The sequence below is a fragment of the Corallococcus terminator genome, from assembly GCF_003611635.1.
Classification (GTDB): domain Bacteria; phylum Myxococcota; class Myxococcia; order Myxococcales; family Myxococcaceae; genus Corallococcus; species Corallococcus terminator.
In genome coordinates, this window is record NZ_RAVZ01000228.1 from 1 (window position 1) to 16,297 (window position 16,297).

At 68.5% G+C, this 16,297-nt stretch carries 14 protein-coding genes and 1 pseudogene; 9 read left to right on the top strand and 6 right to left on the bottom strand.

What is annotated here, in order from left to right; all coding sequences use genetic code 11:
* Nucleotides 1-68: 68 nt before the first annotated feature.
* Nucleotides 69-317, bottom strand: coding sequence for a DUF6985 domain-containing protein (locus D7V88_RS45565; RefSeq protein ID WP_372241126.1), 249 nt, complete (start codon nt 315-317; stop codon nt 69-71).
* 347 nt (nt 318-664) lie between these two features.
* Here D7V88_RS45565 and D7V88_RS27565 point away from each other — a divergent pair, with 347 nt between their 5' ends.
* Nucleotides 665-1,738: a DUF3592 domain-containing protein gene (locus D7V88_RS27565; protein ID WP_120543609.1), complete on the top strand. Its 1,074-nt coding sequence runs from the start codon at nt 665-667 to the stop codon at nt 1,736-1,738.
* Between the two features lie 60 nt (nt 1,739-1,798).
* Here the strand turns inward: D7V88_RS27565 and D7V88_RS27570 are convergent, their stop codons facing one another.
* Both D7V88_RS27570 and D7V88_RS45570 read right to left on the bottom strand, forming a co-directional pair.
* A complete protein-coding gene (locus D7V88_RS27570) occupies nt 1,799-2,680 on the bottom strand; it encodes an MBL fold metallo-hydrolase (RefSeq protein ID WP_120543610.1) in 882 nt (293 codons plus the stop codon).
* Entirely contained in the window at nt 2,677-3,042 is a 366-nt protein-coding gene (locus D7V88_RS45570; RefSeq protein ID WP_120543611.1) for a cupin domain-containing protein, read from the bottom strand. Before D7V88_RS45570 ends, D7V88_RS27570 begins: the two co-directional genes overlap by 4 nt.
* 110 nt (nt 3,043-3,152) lie before the next feature.
* Here D7V88_RS45570 and D7V88_RS27580 point away from each other — a divergent pair, with 110 nt between their 5' ends.
* Complete coding sequence (locus tag D7V88_RS27580) at nt 3,153-4,109, top strand: LysR substrate-binding domain-containing protein (RefSeq protein WP_244238428.1); 957 nt, start codon at nt 3,153-3,155, stop codon at nt 4,107-4,109.
* On the opposite strand, the gene D7V88_RS27585 is transcribed toward D7V88_RS27580, so the two are convergent.
* On the bottom strand, nt 4,067-4,327 hold the full coding sequence (locus tag D7V88_RS27585) for a winged helix-turn-helix transcriptional regulator (protein ID WP_120543612.1): 261 nt from the start codon (nt 4,325-4,327) through the stop codon (nt 4,067-4,069). The two genes, D7V88_RS27580 and D7V88_RS27585, sit on opposite strands and share 43 nt — an antisense overlap.
* Before the next feature lie 50 nt (nt 4,328-4,377).
* Here D7V88_RS27585 and rph point away from each other — a divergent pair, with 50 nt between their 5' ends.
* On the top strand, nt 4,378-6,972 hold the full coding sequence (gene rph / locus D7V88_RS27590) for a rifamycin-inactivating phosphotransferase (protein ID WP_120543613.1): 2,595 nt from the start codon (nt 4,378-4,380) through the stop codon (nt 6,970-6,972).
* 217 nt (nt 6,973-7,189) lie between these two features.
* Nucleotides 7,190-8,236: a hypothetical protein gene (locus tag D7V88_RS27595; protein WP_120543614.1), complete on the top strand. Its 1,047-nt coding sequence runs from the start codon at nt 7,190-7,192 to the stop codon at nt 8,234-8,236.
* A gap of 81 nt (nt 8,237-8,317) precedes the next feature.
* On the opposite strand, the gene D7V88_RS27600 is transcribed toward D7V88_RS27595, so the two are convergent.
* Nucleotides 8,318-9,286 carry an AraC family transcriptional regulator gene (locus D7V88_RS27600; protein WP_244238429.1) on the bottom strand — a complete coding sequence of 323 codons (969 nt, stop codon included), beginning with the start codon at nt 9,284-9,286 and terminating at the stop codon, nt 8,318-8,320.
* Nucleotides 9,287-9,313: 27 nt separating this feature from the next.
* Between D7V88_RS27600 and D7V88_RS27605 the strand changes: the two genes are divergently transcribed.
* Nucleotides 9,314-10,063 (top strand): siderophore-interacting protein, encoded by a 750-nt coding sequence (locus D7V88_RS27605; RefSeq protein ID WP_158625163.1) that lies wholly within the window; start codon nt 9,314-9,316, stop codon nt 10,061-10,063.
* A gap of 66 nt (nt 10,064-10,129) precedes the next feature.
* The gene (locus D7V88_RS27610) at nt 10,130-10,831 is read left to right on the top strand and encodes an O-methyltransferase (RefSeq protein WP_120543616.1); all 702 of its coding nucleotides are present in this window, start codon (nt 10,130-10,132) and stop codon (nt 10,829-10,831) included.
* Nucleotides 10,832-10,911: 80 nt separating this feature from the next.
* Here the strand turns inward: D7V88_RS27610 and katG are convergent, their stop codons facing one another.
* Nucleotides 10,912-13,104 (bottom strand): catalase/peroxidase HPI, encoded by a 2,193-nt coding sequence (gene katG, locus D7V88_RS27615; RefSeq protein WP_120543617.1) that lies wholly within the window; start codon nt 13,102-13,104, stop codon nt 10,912-10,914.
* A gap of 242 nt (nt 13,105-13,346) precedes the next feature.
* Here katG and D7V88_RS27620 point away from each other — a divergent pair, with 242 nt between their 5' ends.
* The 3 genes and pseudogenes from D7V88_RS27620 to D7V88_RS27630 all read left to right on the top strand — a co-directional run.
* The gene (locus D7V88_RS27620) at nt 13,347-13,772 is read left to right on the top strand and encodes a DUF1801 domain-containing protein (protein WP_120543618.1); all 426 of its coding nucleotides are present in this window, start codon (nt 13,347-13,349) and stop codon (nt 13,770-13,772) included.
* A 95-nt stretch (nt 13,773-13,867) separates the two neighbouring features.
* A complete protein-coding gene (locus D7V88_RS27625; protein ID WP_120543619.1) occupies nt 13,868-15,526 on the top strand; it encodes a carbohydrate-binding protein in 1,659 nt (552 codons plus the stop codon).
* A gap of 81 nt (nt 15,527-15,607) precedes the next feature.
* Nucleotides 15,608-16,297 (top strand): annotated as a pseudogene (locus tag D7V88_RS27630) (OmpA family protein); the annotation flags it as partial.

Genomic DNA, 16,297 nt, shown 5'->3' on the forward strand with positions numbered 1-16,297 from the left:
CGAGTGGAAGCGCCTGCGCGCCGCTGACGCGGCCTGAAGCCTCGCGTTTCAATCGGTCGCGCCGCTCGTCACGCACGCTTCCCGTCCGCCCTCAAGCGATCCGGCACGTCGTTGGCCGGACGGTTACGGGCCTTGGCGTGGTGGCGCCGCACGGCCGCGACATCACCGGCCACGTCGGCGGTATTCACCTCCAGCGGCTGATAACCAGCGCACACGACGCCCACACCGTGCTCCTCGTCCCAGGCGCATGAAAACTCAGCGACTAGGTAGGGCTCGCTGGCTGGGACCGCGTGGACGGTGAGGGTCTCCAGCCGCAAGAGGGGTCACAGGTCATCGGGCCGTGAGATGTCGGGCATCCGGTGCGCGAACTCAGCGTCCGGGGGCAGGTGGCCAGGGCGAAGGTGGGCGACGCAGCCCCTGCGGGAGCGTGTGGAGGAAGGGCAAGGGCATGGCCACCTCCCAGTCATTCGCGTTGAGGCCCCGGTGCTGCGGCGGAAGTCCTGGCTCGAGAAGGGCACGGCGGTTGGCGGCGCGCAGACTGTCGATGTCGGCCATGGGAGCGGAACCCTCTGGCTGAGGGATGCGTCGAGAATGTCAGGACGAGGGCCGGGGTGGGTTTGAAGGCGGCTTCATTCATTCCGGAGCAGCCCTGTAGACTGGGGCCATGTCTTCTCGCGTTGCATTGTCCGTCGTGTTGCTCCTGTTCCTCGTGCCGTGGACGGCCGGCACGGTGGCAATGGACTACTACACCGTTTTCAGCGTGGCCCTCCAACAGCAGGCGGCGAGCTGGCCGTCCGTGCAGGGCACCATCACCCGGAGCGAGGTGGAGACGGTGCGCTCGAACAAGAGCACCAACCATCACCTGAAGGTGGCCTACACCTACTCCGTCGACGGGCAGTCCTATGAAGGCAGCAAGGAGCGCATCTCCTCCTGGCGCACGGGGGACCGCGGGCATGCGGAGGCACAGGTGGCGCGCTACCCTATCGGGGCCAGCATCCCCGTGTACTACCGCCCCGGTCAGCCCTCGGAGGCGGTGTTGCAGCCGGGCATGGGGAGTTCGGAGCTGTTCCTGCTCCTGTTCCTGCTGCCCTTCAATCTGGTGACGCTCTTCCTGTGCACCCTGGTGGTGATGGCCTTGAAGCCGGAGCCGCCGCTCTTGTCCACCTTCTTCCGGGAGGACGGCAGCGAGTGCGTGACGCTCGATGGGCTTGGGACCGGGATCTGCGTGATCCTGGCCTTGGGAGGCTCCGCCTTCGCGTGCGTCGTGCTCGGAGGAATCACCGGGGCATACAACGCACCGCTGCCCGTGGGCGTGGGGGCCTGGGGGGTCGTCACCGCCTGCGGTGTGCTCGTCGGATGGCTGTCGCGCGCACGAAAGAAATCCGGGCACTACGATCTGCGCCTCCACATCCAGGCGCGGAGTCTCTCCCTGCCGCCCATCTCAGAACGGAAGCACCGGCTCGGCGTCCGGTGGCGCGACGTGCGGGCACTCCGCGTCGGACCGCCCTTTCGCAGGAACCCGCGGGGAAGAGAAACCCACTACCCTCTCACGATCGAACACGTCACCGCCGACGGCGAATCGCGCCAGGAAACCATCGTCAGTTTCAACCGTCAGGATAAGACAGAAGCGCTGGCACACTGGCTGCGAACGCACCTCAAGGTTGGTGAGGTGGCTCCGGAAGAGCAGCGCTCCGCGCACTCCCGCGCCAGGCCCCCAGACATTGCTCGACGACCTTGACGCCTCGTGAGTCCCCTTCAACAGGGACGCTCTTGAGGGTCGCGGACTGGAGCCCCGCTGTCAGGTCCGCGCCTGCCAGGTCAGCCACTCTCCCGGACGTGCCAACTCCACGCTCACCTTCCGCTTGCGCGCGGAGGCCAGGAGCAGCGCCTCCGCGTCTGGGACCTCCTGGTAGTCATCGGAGGCGGCGACGCCGTAGTGGATGGGCACGAGGAGCCGTGCTCCCAACACCACGGCCGCGGCCACCGCCTGCTCGGGGGTCAGGACGGCATGCACGTCGCTCACGGGCTTGCGCCAGCCGAAGCGCGCCCCATTGATGGGCAGGAATGCCGCATCGAAGGGTCCGAACTGACGCCCGATGCGCCACCAGGATCCGTGCCATAGCGTGTCGCCACAGTGGATGACGCGGCGGCCTCCGCCAGAGACGACCCACGAAACCTGGGGATCCCCATAACCGTCCGCCGCGGGGACGGCGGTGGCGGTGAAGTCATTGAGCAGGAGGGGCTCGTAGAGCGGAGCGGACCGCACGCGGAAGCCCGATGCGGCGGCCTCCGCGGCCATGTCCGGGGCACACACCAGCGTCCCGGTGTCCCCCAACGCCTGACGGACGGCCACCGGGTCGAAGTGGTCGGAATGGCGATGCGTCACCAGGACGAAGCGGTTCCCGCCGCTCACGTCCATCGGGACGAGCGGGTCCTTCAGCGCGGCCTCCCACACGGTGGGGTCGCTCAACGGGTCCATGAAGAGCGTGTCCTGTCCGAGCCGCAGCCGCACTCCGGCCCAGGCCAACCGCTGGGCACGAAGCGCGGCGCTGTCGACAGGCTTCGTCGCGCGACCCGTGCCTGGGGGCAGCAGGACCGCGCCCACCGAAAGCGCGGCCGCCGCACGCAGGAAGTCCCGGCGCCCCGTCCGCTCGGGCCGAGCCCATGTGTCCCGGCTCATCGCTCCTCCGGGGAGACCACGGGATTGATGCCGAAGAGGCGCACGCCAGTCTCGGTTCGCGGCTGATGACGACTCGCCGGAGGGAAGAACAGGTAGGAGCCCGGCCCCAGGCGCCGCTCCCCCTCGATGAGCTCACCGCTCATCACGAGCACCTCCTCGCCGGTGTCGTGGACGTCCACATGGGGCCACTGGCTGCCGGGAGCCATGTCCACGACCCAGACCCTCACGTCACGGGTACTCGGCAGGTCCCTGCGAAGGCAGCCGGGACCGACGACGACCGGTTCAACGTCGTCGATTCGCACCGACGACCCTGGGGGTACGACAGGGCTCTGCGTCCTCGGGAAGCTGTCTGAATGGGGCATCCGTCCGCCCTCCTGGCATTGGGACGCCAACGTTACGAAGGAGCCTGCAATGAGCGCAGCGAAACGATTTCGCGATGATGCTGAATCGCATTCATGTGAGGCTGCCCGGCATGCTCGAGCTCCGTCACTTCAAGCTGATTGCCGCGGTCGCCGACACGGGGAGCCTGGCCGCGGCCAGCCGGCAGCTTCACCTCACGTCCTCGGCACTGAGCCATCAACTCCGCGACGCCGAGGAGCGCCTGGGCGTGCAGCTCTTCCAGCGCCGCCAGCGCCGCCTGCTCCTGACCGGCTCGGGAGAAAAGCTGCTCCTCTGCGCGCGGCGGGTCCTGAGCGAGGTGGCGCAGGCCGAGGCGGTCTGCCGCGCGCACCCGCAGGACGACCTGCTCCGCCTCAGCACGGGCTGCTACACGGTGTATGGCTGGCTGCCCCCCATCCTGGGGCGGTGGCAGGCCGAGCACCCACGCGTCGAGTTGCGCATCGTCCTGGAGGCCACGCGTCAGCCGCTGGGGGCGCTGCTGAATGGCGAGCTGGACCTCGCCTTGACCCCGGACGTCCCGAAGCAGGCCCGCCTGGCCCAGACCCCGCTCTTCGAGGACGAGCTCCTGCTGGTGGTCCCCGCGGACCATGCGCTTGCGCGGCGGGGACATGTCACGGCGCAGGACCTGGTGCAGGAGCACCTGCTCACCTATGCCGCGCCTCGGGAGCAGCTCGATGTCTTCACGCGCGTGCTCTGGCCCGCGGGCCTGGAGCCCCACCGGGTCTCTCCCGTGCCCCTCACCGAGGCGCTGATCGAGCTGGTGCGTGGCGGTATCGGCGTGACGGCACTGCCCGAATGGATGCTACCGGCCCAGCGCCACGGGCTTCAGACCGTCCGGCTCACCCCTCGGGGAATCCGACGCCGCTGGAGCGCGGTCACGCGCGCATCCCGCCAGCACCCCGCCCCGCTGACCCACTTCATCCAACTGCTCCGCGAGCGCTTCGAGCGTGGTGCGAAGGTGACGAGGCCATCCCGCAGAGCGCCCATTCAGTCGGGACGGCGAGCGATGACCACCACCTCGCGGTCGTAGGCTTCCTGGTGCTCATGAATCGTGTCGATGTGCGCGAGGGTCCAATCGCACAGCGCCGCGAACGGCTTCTGGAGCGACCTGCCAGGCGGGGTAAGCGCGTACTCGACGCCCGGCGGCGAGCCGCCGATGACACGGCGGCGGACCCTCCCGTTGCGTTCGAGCTTTCGCAGTGTCTGCGTTAGCACGCGATGGGTAATAGAAGGCCATGTCCCAACCATTCCGCGGGCAGGAGTACAGTGCCGCCCTTTCGCGAGACGGAGGTGAGCGTATGCGCTGCTTCGTGTTGGGCTTCCAGGAGATCGACCCGACGCAGGTCGCGGTCGTTGGCGGCAAGGGCGCGCATCTGGGGGAGCTTTCGCGGCTCGAAGGCATCCGCGTGCCGGCTGGCTTTTGCGTGACGACAGACGCCTTCTTGCGAATCATGGCGGAAGCTCCGTCGCTCGACGATCGGCTCGATCTGCTGTCGCGCCTGAAACCGGACGACCGGGAGCAACTCCGTGCGCTCAGCGCTGAGATCCGCCGAACCCTCGAAGGGACCCCCATTCCTGACGATCTGGCGGCGGAGATCACCCGCCCACTCGCCCGACTCGGAGAGCAAGCCGCCTACGCGGTCCGCTCGAGCGCGACGGCGGAGGACTTGCCGACAGCCTCCTTCGCGGGCCAGCAGGACACGTACCTGAACGTCGTGGGGCCGGCGGCGATCCTCCTGCACGTCAGCCGGTGCTGGGCCTCGCTCTTCACCGAGCGGGCCGTGCACTACCGCCTGCGCAACGGCTTCGACCACCGCAAGGTCCGCATGGCGGTGGTCGTGCAGCAGATGGTCTTCCCGCAGGCGGCCGGTGTCTTGTTCACGGCCGACCCCGTCACGTCCAACCGGAAGGTCGCCGCCGTGGAGGCCAGCTTCGGCCTGGGCGAGGCCCTGGTCTCTGGCCTCGTCAACGCGGACGCCTACAAGGTGCGGGACGGCGAGGTCATCGCCAAGGCGGTCGCCACCAAGCAGCTTGCCATCCATGCCTCGCCGGAAGGCGGGACGCAGCAACAGGCGATCGAGCCGGAGCGGCAGCAGCAACCAGCGCTGACGGATGCGCAGGTCGTGCGGCTCGTGCAGATGGGCCGGCGGATCGAAGCGCACTTCGGCCGCCCCCAGGACATCGAATGGTGCCTGGTTGACGATGGCTTCCAGTTCGTCCAGAGCCGGCCCATCACCACGCTGTTCCCCATCCCCTCGGCTGGTGACCGGGAGAACCACGTCTACGTCTCCGTCGGGCATCAGCAGATGATGACCGACGCCATGAAGCCCCTGGGGCTCTCCCTGTTCCAACTGACAGCCTTGCGGCCGATGTTCGAGGCCGGCGGGAGGCTGTTCGTCGACGTCACCCAGGGCCTGGCTTCGCCAGCGAGCCGCGCAGGCCTCCTGGCGGGCCTGGGGAAATCCGATCCGCTGATCGGGGATGCGCTGCAGACCCTCCTCGGACGCGGCGACTTCATCCCGTCGCTCCCGGACGCGGGGCCCGGCGGGGCACCGACTGGCGGCGCGCCAGCCCCCATCGAGACCGATCCAGCCATCGTCGACGAGCTGATCCGGTGCAATCAGGCCTCCGTCGCCATCTTGAAGCGCGACATCCAGACGAAGTCTGGAGCGGCGCTGCTCGACTTCATCCTGGCGGACATCCAGGAGCTGAAGCGGCTCTTGTTCGATCCGCGAAGCCATCAGGTGATCATGGCGGGGATGGAGGCCACCTGGTGGCTCAACGATCAACTGCAGGCGTGGCTGGGCGAGAAGAACGCGGCCGACACGCTCACGCAGTCCGTTCCCCACAACGTCACGTCGGAGATGGGGCTGGCCCTCCTGGATGTCGCGGATGTGATCCGCCCGCATCCGAACGTGGTGGCTTTTCTGCAGCACGTCGAGGACGAGGAATTCCTGGACGCGCTGGCCAGGCTCGCGGGCGGGCGGGAAGCGCGAGACGCCATCCGGGCCTGGCTCGACAAGTACGGCATGCGCTGCGCCGGTGAGATCGACATCACGAAGCCGCGTTGGAGCGAACGCCCCACCACGCTCGTGCCCCTCATCCTCGGCAACATCAAGAACTTCGAACCGGGCGCTGGCGTGCGGCGCTTCGAGCAAGGGCGACAGGAGGCCTCGAAGAAGGAACAGGAGCTGCTGGAGCGCCTGCGGGCCTTGCCCGACGGGGAGCAGAAGGCCGGAGAGACCCAGCGGATGATCGACCGGGTCCGGACCTTCATCGGGTACCGGGAGTATCCGAAGTACGGCATCGTCAACCGCTACTTCGTCTACAAGCAGGCCCTGTTGGAAGAAGCCGAGCGCCTCGTGCAGGCCCACGTGCTCCGTGAAAAGGAAGACATCTTCCACCTCACGTTCCAGGAACTCCACGACGTCGTGCGCACGCATCAGGTGGATGACCCGCTCATCCGCCAGCGCAAGGACGCGTTCAGGTCGTATCAAGCGCTCACGCCGCCCCGGGTGCTCACATCCGATGGCGAGGTCATCGCCGGGGCATACCGACGCGACGATTTGCCGGCCGGCGCGCTGGTCGGCCTGCCGGTCTCCGCCGGGACCATCGAGGGGCGGGCCCGCGTCATCCTGGACATGGCGGAGGCCCATCTCGAAGCGGGCGACATCCTGGTCACCGCCTATACGGACCCCAGTTGGACGCCCCTGTTCGTCGCGATCAAGGGACTGGTGACGGAGGTCGGGGGCTTGATGACCCATGGCGCGGTCATCGCACGGGAGTACGGATTGCCGGCCGTCGTGGGGGTGGAGCATGCCACCCGGCTGATCCGGGATGGGCAGCGGATCCGCGTGCACGGAACGGACGGGTACGTCGAGTTCCTGCCGTAGCCGGCCAGCCCGAGGTGGTGACTGGCGCCATCCTCCTGGTGACTGCTGTCACCGCCCGGGCGCACGACGCGAGCTCCCGGGAGCCATCCCTGCCCTGGGAAATTCACGGCTTGCGAGGCTCCTCCTGGGTGGCATGCGCGCTGCAATGAGACAGCGCACAGGCTGAACAGACTCGCCGCGACGGTCCTCCGTCGCCGCCAAGAACCCGGTGATACCCATGATCGACGTCAAGGCCACGGCCCGCTCCCATTCCATGATGCGTCCGGGCGCTGCGCAGTCCTCTTCCGTCAACCCGAGGGAACTGCTCTCGGCGGGCCCCGTTCAGGACGTGGGGACTCAAGGTCTCCAGGCCACCCGGGGCATCCCCGCGCGGGGCTTCAGCCCGGTGGACGCGTTCGAGTCCGGTGTCATCAACAGGAGGCAGCCCACCGCCGCGCCCATGCTGGGAAATCCGGCGGACTCGATCACCTTCGCCCCCCGGGGGGCCCCCATGCAGCTCGAGGAGCTTGCCCCGGCGCCGGAAGCCTCCGGTTCTGGCGTCCCCAGCGCCAATGACAAGCGGCCGGCCGGGGACAAGCGGTCGGCGGCGCAGATTGTCAACGATACGCCCGTGCTGAAGAGCCTGGGCCGCCAGAAGGACATCAAGTTCGAGCAGTTGTGCAAGCAGACGGGCATCGACCCCAAGCTCGACCTGAAGGACTCGAAGCAGAACCCCGACGCCGTCTACCGGCTGGCCAAGGTGCTGGAGTTCATCGACAGCGCCAAGGCCTCCACGGGCGAGGATCGCTCGAAGAAGGTCAAGGAAGGCCAGGGCGACGGCAACATCGAGGGCATCACCAAGAGTGGAGATGCGCGTCACGGCACCGAGGCCGGCATGGTCAAGGACTTCGCCGAGAAGGGGTACTCCTTCCTGGGCGAGCATCAGCTTCCGACCACGAAGGACACCCACGTCAAGGCGGACGGGAGCAACAAGGACAACTTCCAGTGGGCCGCCGGCGAGGCGGGCAAGGCCCTGTGGTTCCTGCCGGCGGTCAGCAACGTCCTGACGGGGGTGGGCAACTCGGAGGGAGGCTTCAAGGGAGTCGTCGAGGGCGCCGCGACCGGCTACTTCAACACCTTGAAGGGAGCCGCGGAGGGCGTCATCGGGTCCATCACGAAGGGCCGCGCCAACCCGGCCTCCATGCTCTTTGGCGGCGCCATGGGCGCGCTGGGTAGCACCGAGGCCGCGCCGCAGCCGGTGAAGGATATCGCCAACCTGTTCTGAGCCAGGGCGGGCAACAGCCCGGTCCGAAGCAACGCGGCCCCTGCCAGCGCGGCGCTCACCCTGCGGGGCGCGTCGCGCGTATCAAGCTGGCGCGGCCAGGCGGTTCGCCATGTACCGCGCGGGCGACGTCCCGAGCGCTTTTCGGAACATGGTCACGAAGCTGCTCGCGCTCTCGTAGCCAAGCTCCAGCGCCACGCTTTGCACGGCCGCGCCACGGGAGAGCTTCTGGAGGGCGAGGATGATGTGGAGCTGCTGGCGCCAGCGGCCGAAGCTCAAGCCCGTCTCCTCGACCAGGAGACGGTTCAAGGTGCGCTCGCCAACGCCGATTCGCTTCGCCCACGTCTTCGTCGTCGCGCGGTTCGCCGGATCGGCGGTCATCGCATCCACCAGACGACGCAGCCGCGGATCGCTCGGCATCGGCAGGCGATGCTTCTCGATGGAAACCGTCGCGAGTTCGTCGAGGAGCACGCTCATCAGGCGCGCGTCCGGTCCTTCGAGTTCGTAGAGCGCGGGACGTGTCGCCAGGCGAAGCAGGAGTTCGCGGAAGAGCGGCGTCACCGACACCGCGCAGCAATCCAGAGGGAGGTTCGGCGCCGCGCCAGGCTCGATGATGACGCCATAGCCCTCGAGCGGCGCGCGCGCACGGATCCGATGCGTCATCGACCCGGGGATCCACAGCGCCGATTGCGGCGGCACGATCCAGAGGGCGCTCGACGCTTCGAAGATCAGCTCTCCGCGCACCAGGTACACGAGCTGCGCTTCACGGTGCGAGTGGAACTCGCTCTCAATGCCACCGCTCGCCATGCTGAGCCCGATCGCGGTCGCCGGTCGCGCGACTGCGGTCTTGACGCGCCCACGCGACTCGAGCACGAAACGGCTCGCGAGCGAATCGAGCGACGCCACCGCGCCACGGGGCTCGCTCGCCACCTGGACGTCTCCGCGAATCGTCCAGCCTGTCGGTTGCGCAATCGGTGTTGCCTTCGAATTCCGCCGCTTCGCCGCCATGGCCGTTTTGATAAACAATTTGTCCTGATTGCGCAATGCGGCCAAGGGCGCCGGTTGCTTATGCTTTCCTCCATGCCCTCGCCCTCCACCGTGCCTTCGGGCGTCGTCGAGTCCGTGTTCCATCGCCTCGTCTCGCGACGCGCCACGGTTCGCGAAGTCGAGTCCGTGGGCGATGCGTTCCGCCTCGTCACCCTCATCGGAGAAGATCTCGAAGACCGCCGCTGGATGCCCGGCGATATGATCCAGATCGGCTTCGCCGGATTGGCCGGACGCGCGTACACGCCGCTCTCCTTCGATCCGCGGACCGGCACCACCGCGTTTCTCGGTTACGTCCACGGCCACGGCATCGCGTCGAGCTGGCTCGCTTCGGCGACGCTCGGAGAGCAGCTCTTCCTCGTCGGACCGCGTTCGGCGCTGGACCTCGACGCCGCGAATCGGCCGATGTTCTTCTTCGGCGACGAAACCTCATTCGGCACCGCAGCCGCGATTCGAGCAACGCCGGAGGGAATGCGAGAGGTTGCGTTCTCCTTCGAGGTGGACTCCGCGGAAGCCTCGCGCATCGCGCTCGAGCGGATCGGCGTCACGAACGGTGTGACGCTGACCCCGCGCGAGCCGCAGGATGCTCACCTCGACCGCATCGAAAGCGACCTCATGAGAGCGCTCCGCGCGGCTCCGCAGGCGCGATGCGTCTTCACCGGGAAGGCTTCGTCGATCCAGCGCCTCTACAAGGCGGCACGACGAGCAGGCCTCTCCGCGAAACAGGTCACCAACGTCGCCTACTGGTCCCCAGGACGGAAGGGATTCTCCGGTGTTCAGCGCTGACGGCAATGCCTGTGAGGAGGGCGAGCGAATGCTCCGAGAATGTATGTCCTTGATCCGAGGTCGACCATGAAATCCGATCCCTTCGCCGTCCTGCCCGACGAACGGGTGCGCGCCGTGCTGCGGCGCCTCCACGACGAGGCCGACCGGCAGGTGCCGGGCCTCCTCCTCCACTTCCTGCCGCAACTGCCACGGATGCTCCTCGGCCGCCGCATCGACGCCCCGGGGGCGGAGCGCGGGTACTTCGCCGACAAGTACCTCGCGCTTGAGCGCGACCCGGGCGCCTTCTGCTACCTGACGGCGCGGTCGCTCCGCGCCAGGACGATCGTCGAGTTCGGCACGTCCTTTGGCATCTCGACGCTGTGGCTGGCGGCGGCGGTGCGCGACAACGGCGGCGGCCGCGTCATCGGCACCGAGTTCGTGCCGGAGAAGGCGCGGCGCGCGCAGGCGAACCTGGAGGAGGCGGGGCTCGCGTCCTTCGCGGAGATTCGCGTGGGTGACGCGACAGAGACGTTGCGGGCGGACCTCGGCGAGGTGGACTTCATGCTCAACGATGGGTCTCCCCAGCCGGCCCTCGACGTGCTGAAGCTCGTCGCCCCGGCCCTGCGTCCGGGCGCCGTGGTGGTGACCGACAACGTCGGCTTCTTCAAGGCCGACTACCGCGACTACGTCGCCTACGTGCGCGATCCGCGCCAGGGTTTCGCGTCGATGACGATGCCCTTCCGCTCGGGCGCGGAGTACTCGGTTCGGCTGCCGGCGCGCCCGGTCTGACCCGCACGCACGGCCCCTGAAACGCGAAGCGCCGGCAGGTCGGCTCCCGGCGCTTCGCGCTCACGTCATTCGAGGCTCGCTCAGAGTGTCTTGCGTCCCGGCAGGTCGAAGCGGTCGAGGTTCATCACCTTGGTCCATGCGGCGATGAAGTCCTGCACGAAGTGCGCTTCGCCGTCCCCGGCCGCGTAGACCTCCGCCAGTGCGCGCAGTTGCGCGTTCGAACCGAAGACGAGGTCGGCGATCGTCGCCGTCCAGCGCACCTTGCCCGTGGCGCGGTCGCGGCCCTCGAACACGTTCGGCGTCGCCTCCGAGCGTTTCCACGCGGTGCGCATGTCGAGCAGGTTGACGAAGAAGTCGGGGCTCAGCGTGCCCGGGCGCTGGGTGAACACGCCGTGCGGCGTGTGGCCCACATTGACGTCCAGCGCGCGCAGGCCACCCACGAGCACCGCCATCTCCGGCGCGGTGAGGGTGAGAAGGCTGGCGCGGTCGATGAGCGCGGCGGTGGTCGTCGCTTCGGCGCCGGCACGGACGTAGTTGCGGAAGCCGTCGGCCGCCGGCTCGAGGACGAGGAAGGAGTCGATGTCCGTCTGGTCGGCCGACGCATCCATGCGGCCCGGGGTGAAGGGCACGGTGACCTTGTGACCGGCGTTGCCCGCGGCGGCTTCGACGGCCGCGACGCCGCCCAGCACGATCAGGTCGGCCAGCGACACCCGCTTGCCGCCACCCTGCGCGGCATTGAACCGCTTCTGGGTGGCTTCAAGCGTGGCGAGCACCTTCGCGAGCTCGGCGGGCTCATTGGCCTCCCAGTCCTTCTGCGGCGAAAGACGGATGCGCGCGCCGTTCGCGCCGCCGCGCATGTCGCTGCCGCGGAACGTCGACGCGGAGGCCCAGGCCGTCTTGACGAGCTGCTGGATCGAGAGGCCGGAGGCGAGCAGCTCGGCCTTGAGCGCGGTGATGTCCGCGTCGTTGACCAGCGCATGATTGACGGCCGGGATCGGGTCCTGCCAGAGCAGCTCCTCGGCCGGCACCAGCGGGCCCAGGTAGCGCACCTTGGGGCCCATGTCGCGATGGGTCAGCTTGAACCAGGCGCGCGCGAAGGCGTCGGCGAACCTGACCGGGTCGGCCATGAAGTCGCGGGAGATCCGCTCGTAGACCGGGTCGAAGCGCAGCGCGAGGTCGGCGGTGGTCATCATCGGCGCGTGGCGCTTGCCGGGCACGTGCGCGTCGGGCACGGTGCCGTCGCCGCTGGCGCCAACGGGCTTCCACTGCTGCGCGCCGGCCGGGCTCTTCGTCAGCTCCCAGTCGTAGCCGAACAGCGTCTCGAAGTAGCTCATGTCCCACTTCGTCGGCGTGGGCGTCCACGCGCCCTCCAGGCCGCTGGTGGTGGCATGCGCGCCAATGCCGCTCTCGTAGGCGTTCTTCCAGCCCAGTCCGAGTTCCTCGATGTTCGCGCCCTCCGGCTCCGCGCCCAGGTGGTGCGCCGGGCCAGCGCCGTGGCACTTGCCGAAGGTGTGCCCACCGGCGACGAGCGCGACGGTCTCCTCGTCGTTCATCGCCATGCGCGCGAACGTGTCGCGGATGTCGCGCGCGGAGGCGACCGGATCAGGGCGGCCGTTCGGGCCTTCTGGATTGACGTAGATGAGGCCCATCTGCACGGCGGCCAGCGGATGGGAGAGCTCGCGCTCGCCGCTGTAGCGTTCGTCGCCCAGCCAGGTGGACTCCGGGCCCCAGTTGATGGGCTGCGGCTCCCACACGTCCTCGCGGCCGCCTCCGAAGCCGAACGTCTTGAAGCCCATCGACTCCAGCGACACGTTGCCCGCGAGGATCATGAGGTCGGCCCACGACAGCTTGCGGCCGTACTTCCGCTTGATCGGCCACAGCAGGCGGCGCGCCTTGTCGAGGTTGCCGTTGTCGGGCCAACTGTTGAGCGGCGCGAAGCGCTGCTCACCCGAGCGCGCGCCGCCGCGACCGTCGAAGATGCGGTAGGTGCCCGCCGCGTGCCACGCCATGCGGATGAAGAACGGGCCATAGTGGCCGTAGTCGGCGGGCCACCAGTCCTGCGAGTCGGTCATCAGCGCGTGCAGGTCCTGGATCACCGCATCCAGAGGGAGCGTCCGGAACTCCGCCGCGTAGTCGAAGTCCTCGACCATCGGGTCCGACAGCGAGCCATGCTGGTGCAGCATCGCGAGGTTGAGCTGGTCGGGCCACCACTGCGTGTTCGTGCGGGCGCGGCGGGGGCCATGCGCGACCGGGCACTTCGATTCGTCGTTCATGCGGTTCTCCTCACAGGGTTGCGCCGTGCACCGACGACTGGCGCGCGGGTCCGACGCTCTACGGATGTGCCGCTCAACCGGCGACGCTGGCGGCGGCAGCACGGTGCACGAGGCGCCCGTTTGCGTGCAGCGGACGCCATGTGTGCCGAAAACGTAGCCCTGCGTCGCGGTCACCGGAAAACGATTGTTCGGAGGGGCCCGAAAGTCGTTTGCTATCGAACCCCAGCGAGGAAGACAGGAAGATGACGGATCAACCCAAGACGGCAGGAGCGGCGGCCTCCAAACTCATCAGCGGAAGGATTGCCGAGTTGGGTGACTGGAGAGGCGCGACACTCGCAAGGATGCGCGCCCTCATCAGGGAGGCCGACCCGGATGTCGTGGAAGAGTGGAAGTGGATGGGGACCCCGGTCTGGTCCCACGACGGGGGCATCTGCACGGGAGAGTCCTACAAGGAGAAGGTGAAGCTGACCTTCTTCAAGGGCGCTTCCTTGAAGGATCCTTCCAAGCTCTTCAACTCAAGCCTCGATGGGAACACAAGGCGCGCCATCGACATTCACGAGGATGAGGAGATCGACGCGGATGCGTTCAAGGCGCTCATCCGCGCGGCCGTCGCCCTCAATACCTCTGGCGGAAAGAAGCCCACGAAGCGCAAGCCCCGCGCGCCCTGAAACGAAGTCCATCCCGGAGGAAATGGGAAGCGCATCGCTTGATATCAGAAGGGGTGCGGTAGGCTGCCGGGTTCACGCCAGCAGGAGTCTCCACCATGGTCCGGAGTCTTGCCCTTCTCGGTCTCGTCGTCTGCCTTGTCTCCGGTTGCTCGGAGGACCCTCCCGAAGGTGGCGGCCCCCAATCCCAGGCGGATGGCGGCACGTCGGATGGCGGCACGTCGGAGTGCGAGGCGTTCGGCCGCTTCGGTGCACCGGGTACGACCTTCACGCTGCCGGGACCTGGCCCGACGGGCGAGCTGTACATCCCAGATGTGCAGGCGCGCTTCCCGTCGGTGGACTGGAGCACGTTGGACCGGCTCTACATCCCCGCGGGCCGCTACACGCTCATCAACCTGGGCAACCTGCCGGACCGGTCCGCCAGCCGGCCGCTGGTCATCACCAACGCGGGCGGGCAGGTGGTCATCCGGCCTGAACCCGGAAGCACCCAGGGCTACATCTGGTCCGTCAGCGGCGGCTCCCATTGGGTCCTCACCGGGCGGTATGACCCGGACTCCGGCACGGGTGACGCGAACTTCCCGGGCCATCGCTGCGGCGCGTACGCGACGTCCCGCGGGCGCTACGGCATCCTGAGCGATGACATCTTCCTGAACGGTGGCCACATGGGGCTGGGCATCGGTGGCGCGCGCGCCTTCGAGCTGGAGTACCTGGAGCTCACCCGGGCGGGCTTCGCGGGCCTGCGCATCAACCGCTCCGCTGGGAGCGACGGGAAGGTGCCGCCCCTGGATGACATCCTGCTTCACGACCTCTACATCCACGACACGGCCAGCGAGGCCATCTACTTCGGTTCGACGCAGGGTGCGCCCACGCCGCTCGGCTCCAACCTGAAGGTCTACAACAACCGCCTCGTGCGCACGGGGACGGAGTCCCTGCAGATCCAGAACCTGGGTGACGGCACGGAGGTGCATCACAACGTCTTCGCCTTCGGCGCACTCGACTGGCGCGCGGCCTTCCAGCGCTATCAGGACAACAACTCCCAGGCGCAGGTGCGCGGCGGCCACATCCGCTTCCACCACAACGTCTTCGTGGGCGGCGCTGGAGCCCTGCTCAACTTCTTCGCGCAGGCGGAGACGGGAGACCTCCCGCTGAACGTCGAGTTCGCGGACAACTACTTCGCGGACACGCTCTCGCTGGGCGTCTATCTGGGCGGCACGGCCGGGGCAGGGTCGACGTTCCTCTGGGAGCGCAACGCGTTCCGGGGGCTCGACTTTGGCTATGCCAGCGTCTACCCGGACACCACGGATCCGGGCGTCGTCTTTGGCAAGGCGGCCACCCTCACCTCCCCCCTGACCTTCAAGGACAACCAATGGGAGGGCGGGCGCAAGCTCATCGCGGGCCTGACGGGAGGCAGCGGAACGGTGGGTCCGGTGACGGCCACTGGCAATGTGAATGGCGCCGTGTCTGTGTTGAACTTCGTCGACACGGGGCTGCCGGCGGGGACGACCTCGCGGCAGTTGGAGATGTGGACGGACCGCGCCACCCTGGCCCCCAACTCGCCAGAGGTGACGTACGCGGCGGGGGCGCTGGTGATGCACGATGGGCAGCTCTACCGGGCGCGCGCCCAGAACACGAACAAGCCGCCCCCGCAGAATGCCTCCGTCTGGGAGCTTCTATCCCTTCCGGTGGATGACCTGCGCACCACGCCGGGAACCGCGTGGGCGGAGCGTGGCGTGGGCCTCCTGGACGTCGTGCGGTAGTCACAGGGTGCAGGTGTGAGGGTGGCGGAACATGTCGAACCACCCATCGCTCGGCGGGGGCACCTGACGGATGATGCGGCCATGGGTCTGGCCGTGCATCGATATGGAAGGGCCGCGCTGGGGCTGCTGCTCCTGGCGACCCCCGGCCGTGCCCAGGAGGCCGCGCCCCTCACCTCCTTCTCGCTGGAGCGCCTGGAGGTGAACCCGGGCCTGGGCGCGCTGACGCTCGGCAACGGCGAGCTGCTGGCCCCGGGGTCGCTGCGCGTGTCCCTGCTGGGGCACTACCAGCGGGAGCCCCGGGTCTTCGACGGCGACGGCCAGGACACATCCCTCCTCCGGTACCGGACCACCGGGCTGCTGGCGCTGGCGGTCGGCGTGCTGCCGTGGCTCGAGTTGCAGGGGCAGCTCCCCGTCGTCGTGAGGCAGCGGGGCGACGACCTGACCGCCTCGCAGGGAATCGCCTCCCCGTCGCGCAGCGGGCTGGGCGCGCCCCGGTTCGACGTCCGGCTGGGATTGCTGGGCAGGCTCTCCCCGGAGGCGCTCCACCTGGCGCTGGACCTGGGCGTCCAGTTGCCCGTGGGCGCTTCGGGCGCGCTGGTGCGGGACAGCGGCTTCAGCGGCTGGGGGCGGCTGCTCCTGGGCAAACAACTGGGCCCGGTGTCACCCGCGCTGGAGGCGGGGGTACTCCTGCGCCCTTCCGTCTCGCTGGGCGCGGATGCAAGCGACAGCGTGGGCAGTGAGCTCCAGGTCGGCGCGGGGCTGACGGTGGGG